Genomic DNA, 20,600 nt, shown 5'->3' on the forward strand with positions numbered 1-20,600 from the left:
ATGACGAACGCCGTCTACCTCAACCATCTGGGGGCGCTATGCGCCGCCGGCCGCGGCCACGCCGCCTTGCGCGCGGCGCTGTTCCAGCCGCCGGCGCAGCTGCAACGGCCCAGGCTGACACTGCCCGACGGCCGCGACTGGCCGACGGCGCCCCACCTCGGCCGGCGGCCGGACACAAGCCGGTTGCCGCTGCCGCTGCGCAGCCGCAACAACGCCTTGCTGCTGGCTGCGCTGGAAGACATCCGCCCGGCAGTGGACGACGCCATCTCCCGTTTCGGCCCCGACCGGGTAGGCGTGGTGCTGGGCACCAGCACCTCGGGCATAGGCGAGAGCGAAGCGGCTTTCGCCGCCGCGCGGCGGAATGGCCGCTTTCCGGACAGCTTCCATCCCTTGCAGCAGGAGCTGGGCTCGCCCGCCGCGCTGCTGCGCCATGTGCTGGGCACCGGCGGCCCCGCGCTGGTGATTTCCACCGCCTGCTCGTCCAGCGCCAAGGCGCTGGCCAGCGCGGCGCGGCTGCTGCGCTCCGGCCAGTGCGACGCGGTGATAGCCGGCGGCGCCGATTCGCTGTGCCAGTTCACCGTGGCGGGCTTCGCCGCGCTGGATTCGGTCAGCGCCGGCGGCTGCAATCCGTTCAGCCGCAACCGCGACGGCATCCACATCGGCGAAGCCGCCGCGCTGTTCCTGATGAGCCGCGAAAGCGGCCCGGTGCGGCTGGCCGGCTGGGGCGAAAGCGCAGACGCCCACCATATCTCGGCGCCCGACCCCAGCGGCCGCGGCGCTATCGCCGCGATGCGCCAGGCGCTGGCGCGGGCCGGCTGCGCGCCGGCGGACATCGACTACGTCAATCTGCATGGCACCGCCACCCAGCAGAACGACGCGATGGAAAGCCTGGCGGTCAGCCAGCTGTTCGGCGGCTTGGTGCCGGCCAGCTCGACCAAGGGCTTGACCGGCCACACGCTGGGCGCGGCCGGCGCGCTGGAAGCCGCCTTCGCCTGGCTGACGCTGCATGGCAATCCGGCCGGTTTGCTGCCGGTCCATATCTGGGATGGCATGCCCGACCCGGCCCTGCCGTCCCTCAACCTGGTTCAGGCCGGCCAACGGCTGACGCAGCCGCCGCGCCGCGTCCTGAGCAATTCTTTCGCTTTTGGCGGCAGCAATGCCTGCCTGATCCTGGAGGCCACGCCATGAGCGCCGACCTTTACGAAATCGATTCCCTGGTGCCGCACGCCGGCGACATGTCGCTGCTGGACCGCGTGCTGTCCTCCAGCGCGGACAGCGTGGTGGCCGAAGTCACGCCGCGCCTGGACCAGCTGTTCTGCCGCGATGGCGAAATCGGCAGTTGGGTGGGAATCGAATACATGGCGCAGACCATAGGCATCTGGGCCGGCCTGCGCGCCAAATCCCTCGGCCAGGAGCCCAAGGTGGGCTTCCTGCTGGGCACCCGCCGCTATACCGCCGCGGTAGCGGCCTTTGCGCCCGATGTGCCGCTGCAGGTGAGCGTGACCCAGCAGCTCGTCTCCGACAATGGCCTGTGTCAGTTCGATTGCCATATCGACAGCCAGGGCCAGCGTCTGGCCTCGGCGCAACTCAAGGTTTTCGAGCCGGCCGATATCGATCACTTCATCAAGGAATCCTCGCAATGACAGACCACACCATTCTGGTCACCGGCTCCAGCCGGGGCATAGGCCGCGCGATAGCCCTGCGCCTGGCTCGGGACGGCTACGACGTGGCGGTCCATTGCCGCAGCCGCCGCGACGAGGCGGACGCCGTCGCCGCGGAAATCATCGCGCTGGGCCGCCAGGCCCGCGTGCTGCAATTCGACGTCACCGACCGCGAGACCGCGGCCGCCGTGCTGCTGGCCGACATCGAAGCCCATGGCTGCTACTACGGCGTGGTGTGCAACGCCGGCCTGGCGCGCGACAACACCTTCGCCGCCATGCCGCCGGAAGACTGGGACCTGGTGGTCAACACCGACCTGGGCAGCTTCTACAACGTGCTGCAACCGTTGACCATGCCGCTGGTGCGGCGCCGCAAGCCTGGCCGCATCGTCACACTGGCCTCGGTTTCCGCCCTGATGGGCAACCGCGGCCAGGTCAACTACAGCGCCGCCAAGGCCGGCGTGATCGGCGCCACCAAGGCGCTGGCCGTGGAATTGGCCAGCCGCGCCATCACCGTCAACTGTGTCGCCCCCGGCCTGATCGACACCGAAATGGTGGAAGAACATGTGCTGGAGGAGGCGATGAAGATCATTCCGGCGCGCCGCATGGGCAAGCCGGAGGAAGTGGCCGCCGTGGTCAGTTTTCTGATGGGAGAGGACGCCGCCTACATCACGCGTCAGGTGATTTCGGTCAACGGGGGGATGATGGGATGAAGCGAGTCGTCATTACCGGCGTAGGCGCGCTCAGCCCCCTGGGCCATGACTGGCAAACCGTGCACGCGCGCTTGAAGGCTGGCCGCAACGCGGTGCAGGTGATGGAGCCCTGGGGCGAATACGAAGGCCTGGGCACCCAGGTCGGCGCGCCGGCCGCGCCGTTCGAGCTGCCGGCTCATTACAATCGCAAGACCACCCGCAGCATGGGCCGGGTGGCTCTGATGGCCACCCGCGCCACCGAACTGGCGCTGGAACAGGCCGGCCTGCTGAGCGACCCCTTGCTCGGCAGCGGCCGGATGGGCATCTCCTACGGCTCGTCCTCCGGCTGTCCGGCCAATATGGGCGACTTCGGCCGCATGCTGATGTGCAAAAACATAGAAGGCATCAACGCCAACACCTATATCCGCATGATGGCGCACACCGCGCCGGTGAATATCGGCGTGTTCTTCGGCATCACCGGCCGGGTGATCACCACCTCCAGCGCCTGCACGTCCGGCAGCCAGGGCATAGGCTACGCGTTCGAGGCCATCCAGAGCGGCCGCCAGCTGGCGATGATAGCCGGTGGCGCGGAGGAGCTGGACCCGACCCAGGCGGCGGTGTTCGACACCTTGTTCGCCACCAGTGTGGAGTACAACGGCCAGCCCTCGCTGACACCGCGTCCTTTCGACGCCGCGCGCGACGGCCTGGTGCTGGGCGAAGGCGCCTGCACGCTAGTGCTGGAGGAACTGGAGCATGCCCGCGCCCGCGGCGCCAACATTCTTGCGGAAATACTGTCTTTCGGCACCAACAGCGACGGCAAGCACGTCACCCACCCGCAGTCCGCCACCATGGCCGGCGCCATCCGCATGGCGCTTGACGGCGCAGGGCTCGCGCCGTCGGACATTCCCTATGTCAACGCGCACGGCACCGCCACCGAGCAGGGCGACGTGGCCGAGTCCCATGCCACCTGCGACGTGTTCGGCGAAAAAATCGCCATTTCCTCGCTGAAGAGCTATATGGGCCACACGCTGGGCGCCTGCGGCGCGTTGGAAGCCTGGATGTCGATAGAAATGATGCGCGAGGGCTGGTTCGCCCCCACCCTCAACCTGGACCAGTTGGACCCGCGCTGCGCCCAACTGGATTATCTGACCGGCACCGGACGCCAACTGGAAACCGAGCTGGTGATGAGCAACAACTTCGCTTTCGGCGGCATCAACACCTCGTTGATCTTCCGCCGCTGGCGCGACTGAACCTTCCCGCCGGCCTCCCGGCCGGCTCACCCATCGAGACAAGGAGCTTTAGAACATGAAATTCGCCGCCCCGCTGCTGACGCTGATCCTGATTGCCGGTCCCGCCATGGCCCGCGACACCGTCGTACAGATCCCGCTGTCCGACGTGCTGTCCATGCCGGAAGCCCAGCAAAAGCTGGATGGCTCGGTCAAGTTCTACCTGGCCGGCCAGCATACCCCGGCCATCCGCAAGAAGATGGGATCGGACGTCTCCAACCAGAAGACCAATGCCGTCAACAAATCCGACGAGCAGGCCTGCCGCTGGGCCATCCTGTCGACGCTGATCTCGTTCCAGGAGTCCGCCAAGAAGCGCCACGCCAATGCCGTGGTGGATATCGTCAGCTACTACAAGAAGGAAGAGCGCCGCGACAGCCAAACCATCGAGTGCCATGCCGGAACGATGATAGCCGGCGCAGCAATCAAGGGCAGCTACGCCAAGGTCGGCCGCTGAGTCCATGCTCGCCGATACCTGCCTGCGGGATGCGCTCGCGGCGCTTGCCTGGCTGGACGCCGCCGAGCTCGAAAGGCAGCAATAGTTCCAGGCCGCGCGCTGGCTGCTGCGCCGCCTGGCGGGCAGGTATCTCGACATTCGGCTGGCAGGCTGGGGAGCCGCTCCGGCGCCGGATCGTCCCCGCTCCTGATTGGCAGCGAAGAACTGCATGCGTCGCTGAGCCACAGCGGAGAAAACATGGCCTGCGCGCTGGGCCGAAATGCCATTGGGATTGTCGCCAGCCCGGCAGACGCCCTGACATGCAAGCTGAGCGATGGTTGCCTGCTGGCGCTATCCGGCGCGGCGGGACAATTGGCCCGCGCGGCGCTGCCGCAGGAAGCCGTTTCCGGCATCGGCTACTGGCGGAGCCTGCCTGCCGCCCGCCTCGGCTAAAGACAAACCCTACTTTTCCAATTGCCTGACCCGCTCGAACAGACACACCGTGGCGGCCATCGCCACGTTCAGCGATTCCGCATGGCCCGGCATCGGGATGCGGATGCGCGCGTCGGCCAGCGCCAGCAGCGTCTCGTTGACGCCGGCGCCCTCGTTGCCGAACACGAAAGCCACCGGCCCGGTCAGGTCATGGCTGTATAGCGAGCTGGAGCCTTCCAGATAGGTCACCAGCTTGCGCCCGGCAAAACCAGCCAACTCGGCAGCCAGATCGGCGTGTTCATGGATGTTCAGCGCGAAATGCGCGCCCATGCCGGCGCGCAACACCTTGGGCGAGAACACGTCCACGCAGCCCTTGGACAAAAACACTTCGAACACGCCGGCAGCGGCGGCGGTGCGCAGGATGGTGCCCAGATTGCCCGGGTCCTGAATATCCTCCAGCAGCAGCCGCGACGCCGCGGCCTGCGGCGCCGGCGGCCTGGGCCGCTCGCACAGCGCCAGCAGTTCGCAGGCGCTGGTCAGCGCGGTCACCTTTGCCATCACCGCCTCGGGCAGCGTCGCCACCACGCAGGCGGCCGGCAACCGGGACAGCAAGGCCTGCAGCTCGGCCTTGCCCAGCGCGCCCTCGTTGACATACAGCCGCGACAGGACGCCGCCCGCCTGCAGGCAGGACTCGGCCAAGTGTATGCCTTCCAGCACCATCACGCCCTCCTTGCGGCGGTCGCGGCTGTGCTGCGCCAACCTGGCCAGCGCCTTGACTTCGTCGTTATGGGGGGAGGTAATGGTCTTGGAAATGTAATGCATGGTCGATTCTGGTAGCGGAGCGGAGACGAAGGGACAGAGTGTACCCGTCCCGCCGCCTTCTTGCATCAGTGCGGCATCTGCGTCAGCCGGGTGACCAAGTCCTTGAAGCGGTGATAGGTGGCCTCGTCTATCGCCCGCCCGCTGCGGGCATTGTCCACATAGAACACGCCGCTGAGCTTGCGGCCGCCGAACAGCGTCATCAGCGCGAACTCGTGGTCGCCCACATGCTGGAAAAACTCGTCCCGGTAGCGGCGCGTCAACTGGCCCCGCACGTCTGGCGTCGCGTGGAAGCTCTGCGGCTTGCTGGTGAACACGCCGAAAAAGCTGCCGATCTCCAGATCGAGCAGCAGCTTGCGCAAGGGGCTTTCGCCCGCCACCCCCACCTGGTAGCGCAGCTTGAGATTGTGGCCCTCATCTTCGTAGTGGTAGTACAGCACCCGTTCGAACTTGAGGTCGTTGGCCAGAAAACGGATGGACTCGCGGATCGCGTGTTCCAGCTGATCCTCGCCCGGCAAGGCCGCCGCCTTCTTCATCTCCATTTTTCCCGCATTCGAAGGCAGCCGCAGCAGCGACCGGGCCGGGAAGGTGTAACCGATCACGTGCGGATGGCGCGCCACGTTCAACACCGCATGCACCACCGCCATATAGGCCAGCTCCGGCATCACGTTGATCATCTTGGCCGCGGTGTCCACCCCCACCAGCCAAGTGCTGCGCACCACGCCGTGTTCCAGCGAATTGGCGGTGGCGATGGCCAGCTTCAGCAACTGGCGGCGCTTGGTCGGCACGCCCTGCCCGATCAGCGCATTGAAGCCGGAAGGCAGCGGCATGTTCTTGACAAAGGCTTCCAGAACCTGGCCATAATCGGCGTTGAACGCCTCGGAGACCTCCTGCAACAACGGTTTGTCCGGCAGCTGATTGCGCTGGATCATGTAGATGCAGGCCGGCAGGTTGTACAGCAACGCGGCGACGAAGCAGTCTTCGACTTTCAATTCGCCCATGATGGACAGCCACTCCTTGACCAGCAGCGCCGCCACCCGGCTACGTCCCAGCCAGTCCCCCACGGCCTCGTAGACTTCTGGGTCCAGTTGGCCCGGCACCGCTTCCAGCGCGCCGATTTTGCTGAACCGGTTGGTCACCGCCTCCAGTCCCATCAGCATCAAGGTCTGCTCCACCGACGGGATGCTTTCATTGCGCTGCAGCGCGCGCGAGTTGCCTATCACCCGGAACAGATCCAGCAGCAGGAATGGGTCGGACAGGCACAGATTGGCCAGGTCGGTGAAATTAATCAGGTCGCTGTGGCGCGCGCAGGCGTCGGTCAGCTGATTCAGGGTATCGGGCAATATCGGCCAGCGTTTTTCACCGATGGACTTGGCCCAGTTATTGAGATCCATTTGGATGGCGCCAGATCAAGAGTTCTTTTTGCAAGGGGCCGCCGAGCGGGATGCGCTCGTCGGGCTGTATGTCCGGCACTTCGAAGGTATTGCTGATGAGCAGGCTGTCAGGCTGTCCCTCGGCCAGGAATTTCCGCCACACACGCGGCATCGGCTCGGGCGACAAAAACACATAGATTGCGTCATAGTTTCCCCAGTCCTCCTTCCAGAAGCTGCGGCAGGCGACGGCCAGGCGTTCCGGGCGGCCTGCCCGCCACCAGCGCAGCCAGGCCAGCAGCCAGCTGCCTACCGCGTTTTCCAGCGCGCTCAACTGGATATCCGGACGCTGCGCCGCCAACTGTAAAGCCAGCCGGCCATCGCCGCAACCGGCCTCAAGCAGAGTAGCATCGGCCGCCAGTCTCCCGGCGAGCAGATCGGCGACCCGTCGTGCGGAGCGGTAAAGCGGAACCCGCTCGACTAGCGCGTTGCGCCCCAGCGCCACCGTCAGCAGCAGGGCCAGCAGATACCAAGTGGCGGGAATCCCGGCCTGCTGCATCACGACCACCGCGGGGACGAACAGGCCGTGGGCGAGCCTCTGCCAGCCCGGCTGGCGCAAAGCGATGGCCAGCAAGGCCGCCAGCAGGCCCTGCAGCATGGACCATGCCGGCAAATGCTGCGCCGGGGCGATGAACACCCAGGCTCCGAGGCATGCCAGCAGCTGTTGCAGAACATGCCGCAGGCGGCTCATGCCTGCGCCGCCGTCAAGGATTCCCAGCCGCTTGCGGCGGGGCCGCGTCCTGGCCGCCGCCGCTGCCCGGGCCGCCGATCACGTCCTGATTCATCTGCGGCTTGAAACCATCGTTGAGGATGGACAGCTCGGCGTCCTTGTTCAGCACCAGGATGGTGATGCGGCGATTTTCCGGGCTGAATACATCACTCTTGATCAGTGGATTGGCCGACGACAGCCCCACCACCCGCAGAATCTTGCTCTCGCTCAAGCCGCCGGCGATCAACTCGCGACGGGCGGTGTTGGCGCGGTCGGCCGACAGCTCCCAGTTGCTGTAGCCGCCCTGGCCGCCGGCGAAGGGCTTGGCGTCGGTGTGGCCGGAAATGCTGATGCGGTTGGGCAGCTGGTTGAGATCGGGCGCCAGCTGCTGCAGCAGCACCCGGGTATGCGGCAGCATGCGCGAGCTGCCGGAATCGAACATCGGACGGTTCTGCTCGTCCACGATCTGGATCTTCAAGCCTTCCGGCGTCATTTCCAGCTTGAGCTGGTTCTTGTACTGGTTCAGCAGCTCGCTGTGCTCGATGTTCTGCTGGATTTTCTGCTGCAGCTGGTCAAGCTTGGCCTGCTCCTGCTGCTTTTTCATGATGTCCTCCTTGCGCGCCCCGGCCTTGTTGACCTGGCCGGCCTGCTTGGTCAGGTCGTTGCCGCCACCCTTGACCACGGAGGTGGCGTCGCCGGCGCCGGCGCCGCCGCTCAACGCCACTTTCAGCGGCGTCTTGAAGTACTCGGAAATGCCGTTCAAGGTTCCCGCCGATGCCGAACCCAGCAACCACATCAGCAGGAAGAAAGCCATCATCGCGGTCACGAAGTCGGCATAGGCGATCTTCCAGGCGCCTCCATGGTGGCCGTGACCGCCCTTCTTGATGCGTTTGACGATAATGGGTCGTTGCGATTCGTCAGCCATGGTGATCTCCCGCCCGCCTTATTTCTTCGCCTGCTTGACGTGGTCTTCCAGTTCCTTGAACGAAGGCCGTTCCAGCGACGACAGCGCCTTGCGGCCGAACTCCACCGCCACTTGCGGCGCATAGCCGTTGAGGCTGGCCAGCAAGGTCACCTTGATGGTCTGGTAAACGCGGGTGCCCTCGCCCAGCTTGTGCTCCAGAATGGTGCCCAGCGGGCCGACAAAGCCGTAGGCCAGCAAGATACCGAGGAAGGTGCCCACCAGCGCGTGGGCGATCAGCATGCCCAGCTCCGACGGCGGCGCGCCCACCGACTCCATGGTATGCACCACACCCATCACCGCGGCCACGATACCGAAAGCGGGCAGGCCGTCGGCCAGCCCCTTCACCGCGCTGACCGGCACCTCGCCCTCGTGATGGTGGGTTTCGATTTCCACGTCCATCAGGTTTTCGATCTCGAAGGCGTTGAGGTTGCCGCCGACCATCAGCCGCAGATAATCGCAAATGAACTCCACCACATGGTGATCGCGCATGACACTGGGGTATTTGGTAAAGACCGGGCTGGCGTCGGGATTTTCGACATCGGCCTCGATCGACATCAGGCCTTCCTTGCGCACTTTGGTCAGAATTTCAAACAGAAGCGAGAACAGGTCCATATAGAAGGCCTTGCCGTAAGGGCTGCCCTTGAATACAGACGGCATCGCCTTGAGGGTGGCCTTGAGCGGCGCGCCGCCGTTGGCGACGACAAAGGCGCCGATGGCGGCGCCCGCGATCATCACCACTTCCAACGGTTGCATCAGTGCGGCGACATGGCCCCCTGCTGCGATGAAGCCCCCTAGCACCGAGCCTAGGATGATGAGATAACCGATTCCGACGAACATGCGTCAAGTCCTGTTTTGATGTTGCCCTATGCCGTTGCTTGTATTACAGCATGCCTTTTTGCAATTCATTATAGAAATAATAGAAAAAGCGGGTGGAATTGTACCAACCCGCTTCATCAGCTGTAAAACTTGCTGAGGAGACAAAATTACCACCTCCTCAGCCAGCATAGCCGCTTTACACCAGCCCGCGCGCCTTGATGGTCTGCTCGAACTCGGTCAGACAGCGCGCCGCCACCCCTAGCATCTCATCCACTTCCGCCTTACTGATCACCAAGGGCGGCGCCGACACGATGTGGTCGCCGCAGGCGCGCATGATCAGGTTGTTGCGGAAGAAGATGTCGCGGCACAGGGTGCCGATCTCGCCGAAATCGGGGAACAGCTCGCGGGTGGCCTTGTTCTTCACCAGCGTGAAGGCCTGGATCAGGCCGACGCCGCGCACGTCGTCCACATGTTCGAACTGGCTGAAGGTTTCGCGCCAGCGCTTTTGCATATAGGGTCCGATGTCGTCCTTGACCCGGGCCACGATGCCCTCGTCGCGCAGCGCCAGCACATTGGCGTGCGCCACCGCCGCGCACACCGGGTGGCCGGAATAGGTGAAGCCGTGGTTGAAGTCGCCGCCTTCTATCAGCCCGTCGGCCACGCGCTGGCCGATGAACACCGCGCCTATCGGCAAATAGCCGGAGGACAGGCCCTTGGCGGCGGTGAAGATGTCCGGCGTGAAGCCCAGCCCTTGATGGCCGAACCATTCTCCGGTACGACCGAAGCCGCAGATCACTTCGTCCGCCACGATCAGCACGTCGTATTTGCGGCAGATGCGCTCGATCTCCGGCCAGTAGCTGGCCGGCGGGATGATCACGCCGCCGGCGCCCTGGATGGGTTCACCGACAAACGCCGCCACCTTGTCGGCGCCGATTTCCAGGATTTTCTCTTCCAGCCAGCGCGCCGCCACCAGGCCGAACTCTTCCGGCGTCATGTCCTTGCCGTGCTTGTACCACCACGGCTGCTCGATGTGGGCCATGCCGGGAATCGGCAGATCGCCCTGTTCATGCATGTATTTCATGCCACCCAGCGAGGCGCCGCCTATGGTGGAGCCATGGTAACCGTTCCAGCGGCCGATCAGCGTCTTCTTCTGCGGCTGGCCCTTCACATCCCAGTAGCGGCGCACCATCCGTATCATGGTGTCCACCGACTCCGAGCCGGAGTTGGTGTAGAACACGCGCTCGAAACCCGCCGGCGTCACTTCGGACAGCAGGCTGGACAGCTCCACCACCGCCGGATGGGTGGTCTTGAAGAAAGTATTGTAGAAGGGCAGCTCTTCCATTTGGCGGCGCGCCACTTCGGCGAAGTCCTTGCGACCGTAGCCGACATTGACACACCACAGGCCGGCCATGCCGTCGATGATCTTGTTGCCCTCGGAGTCCCACAGGTACACCCCCTCGCCGCGCGTCATCACGCGCGCGCCCTGCTGGTTCAGCGATGCGGTATCGGTAAACGGATGCAGATGGTGGGCGGCATCCAGTTCACGCCATTGGCTGGTGGTACGTTGCTTCTGCATAACACTTCCTTCCAGTTTTCTCCGACAAGGCGGACCCCTGGCCCGCCTCTCCTGCGCCTGCGGCGTCGATTTATTCGAATGTCCTGTCTGTTGCGGCAATTCTAACCGCGCGCGGACCCTTTGCGCACTAGACGTGCAGCAGCAGGAACTTGCGCTCCCACGGGCTGATCACGCGGAAATACTCGGCGAACTCCTTTTCCTTCATCGCCACGTACATGCTGACGAAGCGCGGCCCCAGCACCTCGGCGATCTCCGTGCAGCCGGCCAGCCGCTGCAGCGACTCTTCCGAGCTGTTGGGAAACTGGTAAGGCAGCTCGTAGGCGTCGGTCTGCCTCGGTTCGCTGGGCTTGAGCTTGTTCACCATGCCCAGGTAGCCGCAAGCCAGCGTGGCGGCCATCGCGATATAAGGATTGACGTCGACGCCGGGCACGCGGTTTTCGATGCGGCGCGCGGCGGGAGACGAGTGCGGCACGCGCAAGCCGACGGTGCGGTTGTCGTAACCCCATTCGACGTTGGTCGGCGCCGCGGTATAGCGAGACAAACGACGGAATGAGTTCACATAAGGAGCGAACAGCGGCATGGTCTGCGGAATGTATTTCTGCAGGCCGGCGATGAAGCCGAAGAAAATCTCGGACGGGCTGCCGTCCTCGTTGGTGAACACATTGCGGCCGGTGTTCTTGTCGACCAGGCTCTGGTGGAGGTGCATGGCGCTGCCGGGCTCGTTTTCCATCGGCTTGGCCATGAAGGTGGCGTACATATTGTGGCGGAACGCCGCCTCGCGCACGGTGCGCTTGAACAGAAACACCTGGTCGGCCAGTTCCAGCGGATTGCCGTGCAGGAAGTTGATCTCCATCTGCGCGGTGCCGATCTCGTGGATCAGCGTGTCCACTTCCAGGTTTTGCGCGTGGCAGTAGTCGTAGATGTCCTCGAACAGCGGGTCGAACTCGTTGACCGCGTCGATGGAGTAGGAGCGGCGGCCAAACTCGGCGCGGCCAGTGCGCCCCACCGGCGCAGCCAGCGGGATGTCCGGGTCCGGATTCGGCGACAGCAGGTAGAACTCCATTTCCGGCGCCAGCACCGGCTCCAGGCCCATTTCGTCGAACAGGCGCAGCACCCGCTTGAGCACATTGCGCGGCGCCACGTCCACCGGGCTGCCGTCGGCGCGGCAGCAGTCGTAGATCAGTTGCGCGGTGGGGTCCACCGCCCACGGCACGTAGCGCAGGGTGTTGGGATCCGGCTCCAGCACCATGTCGGGGTCGGTCAGGTCCAGCAGGCTGTCGTCCGGGTAGTCGCCGGTTACGGTCTGGATCAGCACCGCCTCCGGCAGGCGCATTTCCGGGTCGGACACAAACTTGTCCTTGGGGACGATCTTGCCGCGCGCCACGCCGGTCATGTCAGGCACGATGCACTCCACTTCGGTAATGCGATGCTCTCTCAACCACTCGTTGATCTGGTGATTCATAACGCTTCCTCTGTTGACTCCCCGGCCGCTGGATACGGCTCTGGATCGGGAGGTGTCACTTTATGAGTCATCAAAAAACGCGCCGGGTTCACCGGCCGGCGCGCGGGCCCCGCCTATCTCGTCCGGACAGCCCTCCTGGCGCGGCAGGCGTCGCCGAAGGCGCGGAAGATCGCCTGCGACAGCGGGTTTTCCCAATAGCGCCATTCCGGGTGCCACTGCACTGCGAAGGCGAAACCCTTGGCGTCCCTAATCCGGTAAGCCTCAACTAAGCCATCGTCCGCATGCGCTTCCGCCTGCAGACAGGGCCCCAGCCGCTTGATGCCCTGCTGGTGCAGCGAGTTAACCTGCGCGCCGCGCTGGCCGGTCCAGCCGGCCAGCAGGCCGCCCTCGACAAAACTGACCGCGTGCGACGGCGCGTACATCTCGACCACGTCGTCGCTTTCCGCCTCGCGGTGGTCATTGAGGCCCGGCTCTTCCTGCACGTGCTGGTGCAGCTCGCCCCCCAGCGCCACGTTGATCTCCTGGAAACCGCGGCAAATGCCCAGCAGCGGCACGCCCTCCTCCAGCAGCAGCCGGATCAGCGGCAACGTCGTCGCGTCGCGCTGCGGATCGTGCAGCGTGCCCTGCCGGCTGGCCGGGCCACCATAGTGATGCGGCTCGACATTGGATGGCGAGCCGGGCAGCAGCACGCCGTCCAGCATCGCCACCGTGGCGCGCAGCAGCTTCTCGTCGCCCAGCGACGGGATCAGCAGCGGCAGGCCGCCGGCGCCGCCGGCCGCGGCGGCGATGTACTTGTCGCCCACCGCATGGAACGGCAGCCGGCCTATCATTTTCACGTCGCAGGGAATGCCGATGATCGCTTGCTGCATGGTGTGCTGCGCTCCTCTTTCAGCTGGCGGCCTTGATGGCCTCGATGGGATCGACATAGGGATAGACGAGGTCTTTCGCCACCGCCTGGTGGGTGACGCGGCCGCGGCAGATGTTCAGACCGTTGCGCAGATGGGCGTTGTCCAGCAGGGCCTGGCGCCAGCCCTTGTTGGCCAGCTCCAGCATGTATGGCAGCGTGGCGTTGGTCAGCGCCTGAGTGGAGGTGCGCGCCACACCGCCCGGCATATTGGCCACGCAGTAGTGGACGATGCCGTCCACCGTGTAGATCGGGTCCTGGTGGGTGGTGGCGCGGCTGGTCTCGAAACAGCCGCCCTGGTCTATCGCCACGTCGACCAGCACCGCGCCCGGCTTCATGCTCTTGAGCATCGCACGGGTCACCAGCTTGGGCGCGGCGGCGCCGGGGATCAGCACCGCGCCTATCACCAGGTCGGCCACGCGGATGCTGTCGTCGATATTGGCGCTGTTGGACATCAAGGTCTTGATCCGCCCGCCGAACACCATGTCTATTTCCTTGAGGCGGGTCAGCGACTTGTCCAGGATGGTGACGTCGGCGCCGGCGCCCATCGCCATTCGCGCCGCGTTCAAGCCCACCACGCCGCCGCCTATCACCACCACCTTGGACGGAGCCACGCCCGGCACGCCGCCCAGCAGCACGCCGCGGCCGCCCTGCGCCTTCTCCAGCGCGTGGGCGCCGGCCTGGATCGCCATCCGGCCGGCCACTTCCGACATCGGCGCCAACAGCGGCAGGCCACCTCGCTCGTCGGTGACGGTTTCGTAGGCGATGGCGATGGAATCGGACTCGACCAGCAGCTTGGTCTGCTCCGGGTCCGGCGCCAGATGCAGATAGGTGAACAGCACCTGGCCCGGCCGCAACAGCCGGCACTCCACCGGCTGCGGCTCCTTCACCTTGACTATCATCTCGGCGCGCTCGAACACTTCCTCCGCATTGGAGGCGATGGACGCCCCGGCCTGGATGTACTGCTCGTCGGTGAAGCCGATCGCCAGTCCGGCCTGGGTCTGCACCAGCACCTTGTGTCCGTTCGCCACCAGCTCGCGCACACCGGACGGCGTCAGACCCACTCGGTACTCGTGGTTCTTGATCTCCTTCGGAACGCCAATCAACATAGTCGCCTCCATCTAGTTTTGTTCATGGGCAAGCAAACAACATGCGTTTAAGAAAATTCACATTGCGCTTGCTCCTTCAAGCTGATTCTGACTATAAACCCTGACCGTTGCAAAGATATTCGATTTTGCGACGCAGCAAGCAGATTGACTCCCGCTCGCGGTACAATGCCTCAAATGTCTAAAATTATTAACATATTGATGGAGCAGCAAGCATGGACGTCGGCGCTAGGTTGAGAATGGTCAGAACCCGGTTTGGCTTGTCGCAAAGAGAGCTGGCCAAGCGCGCAGGCGTCACCAACGGCACCATCTCGCTGATCGAGCAGAACCGCGTCAGCCCTTCGGTCAGTTCGCTGAAGAAAGTGCTGGAAGGCCTGCCCATCACGCTGGCGGAATTCTTCACCTTCGACGCCGCGCCGCAGCAGCCGCGGGTGTTCTACCAGGCGGACGAACTGCCCAATCTGGGCAACGCGGAAATCAATCTGATGCTGGTGGGCACCGGCCACGACAAGCGCGACATCGCCATCCTGCGCGAACGCTACCAGCCCGGCGCCGACACCGGCCCCGACATGCTGGTGCACGAGGGCCAGGAAGGCGGTGTCATCATCCGCGGCAGCATAGAGGTGACGGTAGGCAACGAAAGCCGGGTGCTGGGCCCGGGCGACGCCTACTACTTCGACAGCAAGCTGCCGCACCGTTTCCGCAACGTCGGCGACGACATCTGCGAGATGGTCAGCGCCAGCTCGCCGCCGACATTCTGAATCCGCCCCACTCCGGAGATGACAATGAAACTGGGCTACACCATCGTCTACGTTCCCGATGTCGCCGCCTCGCTGCGCTTCTTCGCACAAGCCTTTGGCCTCAGGCAGAAGTTCCTGCACGAGTCCGGCATGTACGGCGAACTGGACACCGGCGACACCACGCTGTCCTTCGCCAGCCACGAGCTGGCCGCGATGAACCTCCCCGCCGGCCATGTGCGCGCCAGCGACACCGCCCAGCCCCTGGGAATGGAAATCGGCCTGGTCACCGACCAGGTGGAAGCCGCCCACCGGCGCGCGCTGGAATGCGGCGCGCAAGAACTGGCGGCTCCGGCGCAAAAACCGTGGGGACAGGTGGTTTCCTACCTGCGCAGCCCCGACGGCGCGCTGATCGAACTTTGCAGCCCCCATGCTGCCTGATTTCCGGCTGGACTCAGCCGCTGTAACCGCAAGCAGTATCCACATCAAGAGGAGTAAGCCATGTCCCGCAGTACGCATGCCGACTGGAAACAACTTGCTGCAGAACTGAAAATAGAAGGCCGCGCCTTCATCGACGGCGCCTATCGGCATGCCGCCGACGAGCGCCGCTTCGATTGCGTCAACCCGGCCACCGGCGCCAAACTGGCCGATATCGCCCATAGCGGCGAAGCCGACGTCAACGCCGCGGTCAAGGCCGCGCGCCGGGCTTTCGATTCCGGCGTCTGGTCCGGCCTCGCGCCGCTCAAGCGCGGCGGCATCCTCAAGCGCTTCGCCGCGCTGATCCGCGAACACGCCGACGAATTGGCGCTGCTGGAAACGCTGGACGCCGGCAAGCCGATCGGCGACACCACCAGCGTGGACGTTCCCGCCTCAGCCTATTGCGTGGAATGGTATGCCGAGGCGATAGACAAGGTTGGCGGCGAAGTGGCGCCGGTCGATCCCAAGCTCGTCGGCCTGGTGACGCGCGAGCCGGTGGGCGTGGTGGCCGCGGTGGTGCCGTGGAACTTCCCCATCCTGATGGCCAGTTGGAAGTTCGGCCCGGCGCTGGCGGCCGGCAACGCCGTCATCGTCAAGCCCTCGGAGAAATCGCCGCTCACCGCCATCCGCGTGGCCGCGCTGGCCAAGGCAGCCGGCATTCCCGACGGCATCTTCCAGGTGCTGCCCGGCCCCGGCGAAGTCGGCAAGGCGCTGGCGCTGCACATGGGCGTGGACTGCGTGGCTTTCACCGGCTCCACCGCGGTGGGCAAGCTGATCGCCGGCTATGCCGCCCAGTCCAATCTGAAGCGGGTATGGCTTGAGCTGGGCGGCAAGTCGCCGAACATCATCCTGCCGGACTGCCCGGATCTGGAGCACGCGGCGCGCAGCGCGGCCGGCGCCATCTTCTACAATATGGGCGAAGTCTGCACCGCCGGTTCCCGCGTGCTGGTGCACAGCGCCATCAAGGACCGTTTCCTCACGGAACTGCAAAAAGCCGCCTCCAGCTACTACCCGGGCGACCCGCTGGACCCGGCCACCAGCATGGGCGCCATCGTCGACGGCATCCAATACAAGAAAGTGCTGGGCTACATCGACAAGGGCCTGAGCGAAGGCGCCAACCTGCTGCTGGGCGGTAAGGCCGCGCACGCCGACAAGGGCCTGTTCATCGAGCCGACGGTATTCGACTGCCCGCGCCCCGATCTCGCCATCTGCCGCGAAGAAATTTTCGGACCGGTGCTGTCGGTGATCACCTTCGACGACGTGGAAGACGCCATCCGCATCGCCAACGACAGCGAATACGGCTTGGCGGCGGCGGTATGGACCGCCAACGTCAGCACCGCCCACCAGATCTCGCGCCGGCTGCGCGCCGGCACGGTGTGGGTGAATTGCTACGACGAAGGCGGCGACATGAACTTCCCCTTCGGCGGCTACAAGCAGTCCGGCAACGGCCGCGACAAATCGCTGCACGCGCTGGAAAAATACAGCGAGCTGAAAAGCACGCTGATCAAGCTGTAAGCGCCACCCCGGCCCGGTTCAAACCGGGCCGGTGGCCTGCCGCGACAGATGGCCGACAGACCTCTCGCTTCCCTCCCGGCAAATCCACACCTGACACCACGCAGCGCAATCAAACAGCGCGGCAGCCTTGGCTATAGTGAAACGATGATCTCGTCCGGGAAAGTCCATGCGCGTTACCATAGCCCCCCCGAATCGCCTCTTGCGATTCCGCGCCGCCTGGCTGGCCTGCCTGCTGCTGACGCCGACGGCCAACCTGGCCGCAGCCAACCCGGCCGCAGCCAACCCGGCCTGCCCCAACGGCCCGCTCAGGGTCGGCTACTACAAGATCGGCGCCGCCTATCGCGACGGCAAAGGCTATGACGTGGATCTGGTGCACGAACTGGCGCAGCGTCTGCACTGCCAGATAGGCAGCGAAATGGAGCTTCCCCGCCTGCGGGCCTTGAAGATGCTGGAGAACGGCCTGCTGGATGTCGGCCCGTCCACCATCGCCACCCCCGAGCGCAAGGCTTATGCCTGGATATATCCTTACAATCACACCAAGAATCTGGTGCTGCTGTACCACGCCACCCAGGCGCGCACGCTGGCCGACCTCCGCGCGGATCCGGCTCTGCGCTGGGGCGCCATTCGAGGCTACCGCCACGGCCCGGCCCAGGACAAGCTGCTGGCCGACCTGGCCGCGCAGCACAAGGTGGTGATTGCCGAGGACGAAGACGATCTTTACAAGATGCTGAGCAGCGGCGTAGTCACCGCCGCCTTTGCCCAGCCGCTCAGCTACGGCCGCTGGCTGCGCGACCCTCTGGCCGCCCGGCAGATCACCATACTCGACCTGTTTCCCGAGGCCGACATGGTCGCCAGCGGCCTCGCGCTGAGCAAAAGCCGCTTCAGCCAGGAGGCGGCGGAGAAATGGCATCAGGAACTGGTGAAGATGTACCAGGACGGCAGCCTGTACGCCATCATGCAACGCTTCCTCAACGAAGGCGCCGCCAAGCAGATGATGCGGCTGCCCATTAATTGATCCGCCGGACCAGGCTGTCCGGCGCCACGGAGCGAAACATGAAATGGCTAGCAGGCTGCGCGTTGTTGCTGATGCTGCCCACCGCATGGGCCGCCCCCAACGCCGCATGCCCGCAAGGGCCGCTGGTCATCGCCTATTACGACTTCGGCGTGGCCTACCACAAAGGCAAGGGCTACGATCCGGAAATCATCCACGAGCTGGCGCGGCGGCTGAATTGCCCCATCCAGAACGAGAGCGACTACCCCCGCCCGCGGGTGCTGAAGCTGCTGGAAATCGGCCAGGCCGACATCGGCACCTCGACGCTGATCACGCCGGAACGCAAACGCTACCTGTGGCTGCTCACCTACCACCACAGCAAGAACATGGTGCTGCTGCATCGCGGCGTGCAGGCATCCTCGCTGCCCGAGCTGCTGCAGCTGCCCAATCTGCGCTGGGGCATGATACGCGGCTACCGCCACAGCCCGGCCCAGGATAAACTGCTGGAAGACTTGGTGCAGCAGCACAAAGTGGTGATGGCGGAAAACGAGGACGATCTGTACAAGATGGTGTGCAGCGGCGTAGTCACCGCCGCCTTCGGCCATCCGGTCAGCTACGACCCCTGGCTGCAAAGCCATCAGGCCAGCCAGCAGGTCACCGTGCACGACTTCTTTCCGGATACGGAAACCATCTCAGGCGGCCTCGCGCTGAGCAAGGCGCGCTTCAGCCAGGAGGCGGCCGCGCGCTGGAACGACGAAATCATCCGCATGTACCATGATGGCTCGTTGCGGGCGATCATGCGCCGCCACCTGAGCGAAACCAGCGTCGAGCATGCCCTCAGGCTGCCGCTGGACTAAGATCGGGCCGACATGGAAAAGCCCCGGACTTTTGCGGGGCTTTGGCGTTTTCCTCCAGCCGGAATCACAGCGCCAGCTTGGCGATGGCTTCCTTGGCCAGGTGGATCGAGGTGGCGCGCTTGTCCGGCCCCATGCCGATGGCTTCGGCGCGGACGATTTCCACATCGATCACGCCCAGGAAGCCCAGCACCTTCACCAGAAAGTCCTCCTGAAAATCCATCAAACTGCCCTGCTCGCCGCTGTGCACGCCGCCGCGGCCCGAAACCAGCACCACCTTCTTGTTCGGCACCAGGCCCACCGGGCCGTTTTCGCTGTATTTGAAGGTGCGGCCGGCTACCGCTACGCGGTCGATCCAGCTCTTCAGCTGCGAAGGAATGGAGAAGTTGTACATCGGTGCGCCGATTATCAGCACGTCGGCGGCGATGAATTCTTCGATCAACTGATCGTTCAGCGCGCTTTCGCTGCGCTGCGTCGCGGTCCAGTCCGCCTCGGCGACGAAGCGCGCGCCGACGATCTCGCCGGACAGGTGGGCAATGGGGTTGGCGGCGAGGTCACGGTAGGTGGTTTCAACATCGGCGTGGCGCTGGCGCAGCGTATTGGCGACGACGGCGGACAGCTCGCGGGTAACGGAATTGTCGGCCAGGATGCTGGAATCGAGATGGAGCAGTTTCATTTGGCAGTCTTTCAATGTCAGGGGGGAATGACTGCATGATAGGCAGGTGCAACAATTCCGAATAGACTACTAAAATTGGAAACATTGTTCTACCAGCGGGACAATAAAATGCAAGACTTGAACGACCTGTTGTATTTCGCCAAGGTGGTCGAGCACGGCGGCTTCATGGCCGCCGGCCGGGTGCTGGGCATTCCCAAATCGCGCTTGTCGCGGCGGGTGGCCGAACTGGAACACCGGCTGGGCGTGCGCCTGCTGCAGCGGACCACCCGCCGGCTGGCCCTGACCGAAATCGGCAGCCAGTACTATCAGCACTGCCAGGCAATGCTGGCGGAAGCCGAAGCCGCCAACGAGACCGTGCTGCAAAGCAGCGCCGAACCGCGCGGCCTGATCCGCGTCAGTTGCCCCGAGCTATTGTCCAAAACCATGCTGAGCGCGGCAGTGCCGCGTTTCCTGGCGCGTTACCCGCAGGTGCGCATTGCGCTGGACTCCACCAACCGCAGGGTGGACCTGATCGAGGAAGGCGTGGACGTGGCGATCCGGGTGCGCAATGTGATCGAGGACAGCGCCAGCCTGGTGGTGCGGCGGCTGGGTAAGAGCCGGGTGATCCTGGTCGCCAGCCCCTCCTTCATCGAACAGCATGGCGAACCGCAAACCCCGGAGCGGCTGGCCGCATTGCCGGCGCTGACCATGAGCCGGCCCGACAGCCGCGGCCAGTGGATGCTGCTGGACAATGTCGGCCAAAGCTACACCATACACATCGACACGCCCAGGCTGATGACCGACGACATGATCGTGCTGCTGGAGGCCGCCATCGCCGGACTGGGCATCACCGCTCTGCCGCGCAATGTCTGTCATCAGGCGCTGGCTGACGGCAAGCTGCGCCACATCCTGCCGCAATACGATTTTCCCTGGGGCATCCTGCACGCCGCCTTTCCCACCCGCCGCGGCCTGTCGCCGGCGGTGCGCGCCTTCATCGACTTCATCAGCCAGGAATTGATCAGCGAAGAGATTGCCGGCGACTGGGGGCGCAGCGACATTCGCCCGGCATGACAATTGCTTCACC

General features: G+C 64.7%; 22 protein-coding genes. 12 read left to right on the plus strand and 10 right to left on the minus strand.

Annotated features, from left to right (window positions below; all coding sequences use genetic code 11):
• The 6 genes from BI347_RS19805 to BI347_RS19830 all read left to right on the plus strand — a co-directional run bounded on the left by BI347_RS19805 (position 1) and on the right by BI347_RS19830 (position 4,522).
• Complete coding sequence (locus tag BI347_RS19805; RefSeq protein WP_071116919.1) at positions 1-1,188, plus strand: beta-ketoacyl-ACP synthase; 1,188 nt, start codon at positions 1-3, stop codon at positions 1,186-1,188.
• Complete coding sequence (locus BI347_RS19810) at positions 1,185-1,643, plus strand: hotdog family protein (protein ID WP_071113925.1); 459 nt, start codon at positions 1,185-1,187, stop codon at positions 1,641-1,643. The genes BI347_RS19805 and BI347_RS19810 overlap by 4 nt, the downstream gene beginning before the upstream one ends.
• Positions 1,640-2,371: a 3-oxoacyl-ACP reductase FabG gene (gene fabG / locus BI347_RS19815; RefSeq protein ID WP_071113926.1), complete on the plus strand. Its 732-nt coding sequence runs from the start codon at positions 1,640-1,642 to the stop codon at positions 2,369-2,371. The genes BI347_RS19810 and fabG overlap by 4 nt, the downstream gene beginning before the upstream one ends.
• A complete protein-coding gene (locus BI347_RS19820) occupies positions 2,368-3,600 on the plus strand; it encodes a beta-ketoacyl-ACP synthase (protein ID WP_071116851.1) in 1,233 nt (410 codons plus the stop codon). Before fabG ends, BI347_RS19820 begins: the two co-directional genes overlap by 4 nt.
• A 55-nt stretch (positions 3,601-3,655) precedes the next feature.
• Positions 3,656-4,090, plus strand: coding sequence for an excinuclease ATPase subunit (locus BI347_RS19825; protein ID WP_071113928.1), 435 nt, complete (start codon positions 3,656-3,658; stop codon positions 4,088-4,090).
• 237 nt (positions 4,091-4,327) lie between these two features.
• Entirely contained in the window at positions 4,328-4,522 is a 195-nt protein-coding gene (locus tag BI347_RS19830) for a hypothetical protein (protein ID WP_071116852.1), read from the plus strand.
• A gap of 9 nt (positions 4,523-4,531) precedes the next feature.
• Here BI347_RS19830 and BI347_RS19835 read toward each other — a convergent pair whose 3' ends face one another.
• The 9 genes from BI347_RS19835 to ald all read right to left on the minus strand — a co-directional run bounded on the left by BI347_RS19835 (position 4,532) and on the right by ald (position 14,290).
• Positions 4,532-5,323, minus strand: a complete 792-nt coding sequence (locus BI347_RS19835) for a TrmH family RNA methyltransferase (protein WP_071116853.1) — start codon at positions 5,321-5,323, stop codon at positions 4,532-4,534.
• 65 nt (positions 5,324-5,388) lie between these two features.
• Positions 5,389-6,714, minus strand: a complete 1,326-nt coding sequence (locus BI347_RS19840; RefSeq protein WP_071113931.1) for an HDOD domain-containing protein — start codon at positions 6,712-6,714, stop codon at positions 5,389-5,391.
• Positions 6,701-7,441, minus strand: coding sequence for a class I SAM-dependent methyltransferase (locus BI347_RS19845; RefSeq protein WP_071113932.1), 741 nt, complete (start codon positions 7,439-7,441; stop codon positions 6,701-6,703). Before BI347_RS19845 ends, BI347_RS19840 begins: the two co-directional genes overlap by 14 nt.
• Before the next feature lie 13 nt (positions 7,442-7,454).
• Positions 7,455-8,384 (minus strand): flagellar motor protein MotB, encoded by a 930-nt coding sequence (gene motB, locus BI347_RS19850; protein WP_071116854.1) that lies wholly within the window; start codon positions 8,382-8,384, stop codon positions 7,455-7,457.
• 18 nt (positions 8,385-8,402) lie between these two features.
• Complete coding sequence (gene motA, locus BI347_RS19855) at positions 8,403-9,260, minus strand: flagellar motor stator protein MotA (protein WP_071116855.1); 858 nt, start codon at positions 9,258-9,260, stop codon at positions 8,403-8,405.
• A 175-nt stretch (positions 9,261-9,435) separates the two neighbouring features.
• Positions 9,436-10,815 (minus strand): aspartate aminotransferase family protein, encoded by a 1,380-nt coding sequence (locus BI347_RS19860; protein ID WP_071116856.1) that lies wholly within the window; start codon positions 10,813-10,815, stop codon positions 9,436-9,438.
• A 127-nt stretch (positions 10,816-10,942) separates the two neighbouring features.
• Positions 10,943-12,277, minus strand: a complete 1,335-nt coding sequence (locus tag BI347_RS19865) for a glutamine synthetase family protein (RefSeq protein WP_071116857.1) — start codon at positions 12,275-12,277, stop codon at positions 10,943-10,945.
• Positions 12,278-12,390: 113 nt separating this feature from the next.
• Positions 12,391-13,146 (minus strand): gamma-glutamyl-gamma-aminobutyrate hydrolase family protein, encoded by a 756-nt coding sequence (locus tag BI347_RS19870; protein WP_071112177.1) that lies wholly within the window; start codon positions 13,144-13,146, stop codon positions 12,391-12,393.
• Between the two features lie 19 nt (positions 13,147-13,165).
• Positions 13,166-14,290 (minus strand): alanine dehydrogenase, encoded by a 1,125-nt coding sequence (gene ald / locus BI347_RS19875; protein ID WP_071116858.1) that lies wholly within the window; start codon positions 14,288-14,290, stop codon positions 13,166-13,168.
• A 212-nt stretch (positions 14,291-14,502) separates the two neighbouring features.
• On the opposite strand from ald, the gene BI347_RS19880 reads away from it, so the two are divergent.
• The 5 genes from BI347_RS19880 (at position 14,503) to BI347_RS19900 (ending at position 18,864) form a co-directional block, all read left to right on the plus strand.
• Entirely contained in the window at positions 14,503-15,048 is a 546-nt protein-coding gene (locus BI347_RS19880; protein WP_071112175.1) for a cupin domain-containing protein, read from the plus strand.
• 24 nt (positions 15,049-15,072) lie between these two features.
• A complete protein-coding gene (locus tag BI347_RS19885; protein ID WP_071112174.1) occupies positions 15,073-15,465 on the plus strand; it encodes a VOC family protein in 393 nt (130 codons plus the stop codon).
• Between the two features lie 60 nt (positions 15,466-15,525).
• Positions 15,526-17,016, plus strand: coding sequence for an aldehyde dehydrogenase (locus BI347_RS19890; protein WP_071116859.1), 1,491 nt, complete (start codon positions 15,526-15,528; stop codon positions 17,014-17,016).
• A gap of 166 nt (positions 17,017-17,182) precedes the next feature.
• A complete protein-coding gene (locus BI347_RS19895; RefSeq protein WP_083339071.1) occupies positions 17,183-18,031 on the plus strand; it encodes a substrate-binding periplasmic protein in 849 nt (282 codons plus the stop codon).
• A gap of 38 nt (positions 18,032-18,069) precedes the next feature.
• Positions 18,070-18,864 (plus strand): substrate-binding periplasmic protein, encoded by a 795-nt coding sequence (locus BI347_RS19900; protein WP_083339080.1) that lies wholly within the window; start codon positions 18,070-18,072, stop codon positions 18,862-18,864.
• 64 nt (positions 18,865-18,928) lie between these two features.
• On the opposite strand, the gene BI347_RS19905 is transcribed toward BI347_RS19900, so the two are convergent.
• On the minus strand, positions 18,929-19,537 hold the full coding sequence (locus BI347_RS19905) for an FMN-dependent NADH-azoreductase (RefSeq protein WP_071116862.1): 609 nt from the start codon (positions 19,535-19,537) through the stop codon (positions 18,929-18,931).
• A 108-nt stretch (positions 19,538-19,645) separates the two neighbouring features.
• Between BI347_RS19905 and BI347_RS19910 the strand changes: the two genes are divergently transcribed.
• A complete protein-coding gene (locus tag BI347_RS19910; RefSeq protein ID WP_071116920.1) occupies positions 19,646-20,587 on the plus strand; it encodes a LysR substrate-binding domain-containing protein in 942 nt (313 codons plus the stop codon).
• Positions 20,588-20,600: the final 13 nt, after the last annotated feature.

Origin of the sequence: Chromobacterium sphagni, from assembly GCF_001855575.1 — a bacterium.
GTDB lineage: Bacteria > Pseudomonadota > Gammaproteobacteria > Burkholderiales > Chromobacteriaceae > Chromobacterium > Chromobacterium sphagni.

Bases quoted from the DNA above. Each gene is read 5' to 3' on its own strand.
- BI347_RS19805 (WP_071116919.1), top strand. From the start codon at position 1: ATGACGAACGCCGTCTACCTCAACCATCTGGGGGCGCTATGCGCCGCC.
- BI347_RS19810 (WP_071113925.1), top strand. From the start codon at position 1,185: ATGAGCGCCGACCTTTACGAAATCGATTCCCTGGTGCCGCACGCCGGC.
- fabG (WP_071113926.1), top strand. From the start codon at position 1,640: ATGACAGACCACACCATTCTGGTCACCGGCTCCAGCCGGGGCATAGGC.
- BI347_RS19820 (WP_071116851.1), top strand. From the start codon at position 2,368: ATGAAGCGAGTCGTCATTACCGGCGTAGGCGCGCTCAGCCCCCTGGGC.
- BI347_RS19825 (WP_071113928.1), top strand. From the start codon at position 3,656: ATGAAATTCGCCGCCCCGCTGCTGACGCTGATCCTGATTGCCGGTCCC.
- BI347_RS19830 (WP_071116852.1), top strand. From the start codon at position 4,328: ATGGCCTGCGCGCTGGGCCGAAATGCCATTGGGATTGTCGCCAGCCCG.
- BI347_RS19835 (WP_071116853.1), bottom strand. From the start codon at position 5,323: ATGCATTACATTTCCAAGACCATTACCTCCCCCCATAACGACGAAGTC.
- BI347_RS19840 (WP_071113931.1), bottom strand. From the start codon at position 6,714: ATGGATCTCAATAACTGGGCCAAGTCCATCGGTGAAAAACGCTGGCCG.
- BI347_RS19845 (WP_071113932.1), bottom strand. From the start codon at position 7,441: ATGAGCCGCCTGCGGCATGTTCTGCAACAGCTGCTGGCATGCCTCGGA.
- motB (WP_071116854.1), bottom strand. From the start codon at position 8,384: ATGGCTGACGAATCGCAACGACCCATTATCGTCAAACGCATCAAGAAG.
- motA (WP_071116855.1), bottom strand. From the start codon at position 9,260: ATGTTCGTCGGAATCGGTTATCTCATCATCCTAGGCTCGGTGCTAGGG.
- BI347_RS19860 (WP_071116856.1), bottom strand. From the start codon at position 10,815: ATGCAGAAGCAACGTACCACCAGCCAATGGCGTGAACTGGATGCCGCC.
- BI347_RS19865 (WP_071116857.1), bottom strand. From the start codon at position 12,277: ATGAATCACCAGATCAACGAGTGGTTGAGAGAGCATCGCATTACCGAA.
- BI347_RS19870 (WP_071112177.1), bottom strand. From the start codon at position 13,146: ATGCAGCAAGCGATCATCGGCATTCCCTGCGACGTGAAAATGATAGGC.
- ald (WP_071116858.1), bottom strand. From the start codon at position 14,290: ATGTTGATTGGCGTTCCGAAGGAGATCAAGAACCACGAGTACCGAGTG.
- BI347_RS19880 (WP_071112175.1), top strand. From the start codon at position 14,503: ATGGACGTCGGCGCTAGGTTGAGAATGGTCAGAACCCGGTTTGGCTTG.
- BI347_RS19885 (WP_071112174.1), top strand. From the start codon at position 15,073: ATGAAACTGGGCTACACCATCGTCTACGTTCCCGATGTCGCCGCCTCG.
- BI347_RS19890 (WP_071116859.1), top strand. From the start codon at position 15,526: ATGTCCCGCAGTACGCATGCCGACTGGAAACAACTTGCTGCAGAACTG.
- BI347_RS19895 (WP_083339071.1), top strand. From the start codon at position 17,183: ATGCGCGTTACCATAGCCCCCCCGAATCGCCTCTTGCGATTCCGCGCC.
- BI347_RS19900 (WP_083339080.1), top strand. From the start codon at position 18,070: ATGAAATGGCTAGCAGGCTGCGCGTTGTTGCTGATGCTGCCCACCGCA.
- BI347_RS19905 (WP_071116862.1), bottom strand. From the start codon at position 19,537: ATGAAACTGCTCCATCTCGATTCCAGCATCCTGGCCGACAATTCCGTT.
- BI347_RS19910 (WP_071116920.1), top strand. From the start codon at position 19,646: ATGCAAGACTTGAACGACCTGTTGTATTTCGCCAAGGTGGTCGAGCAC.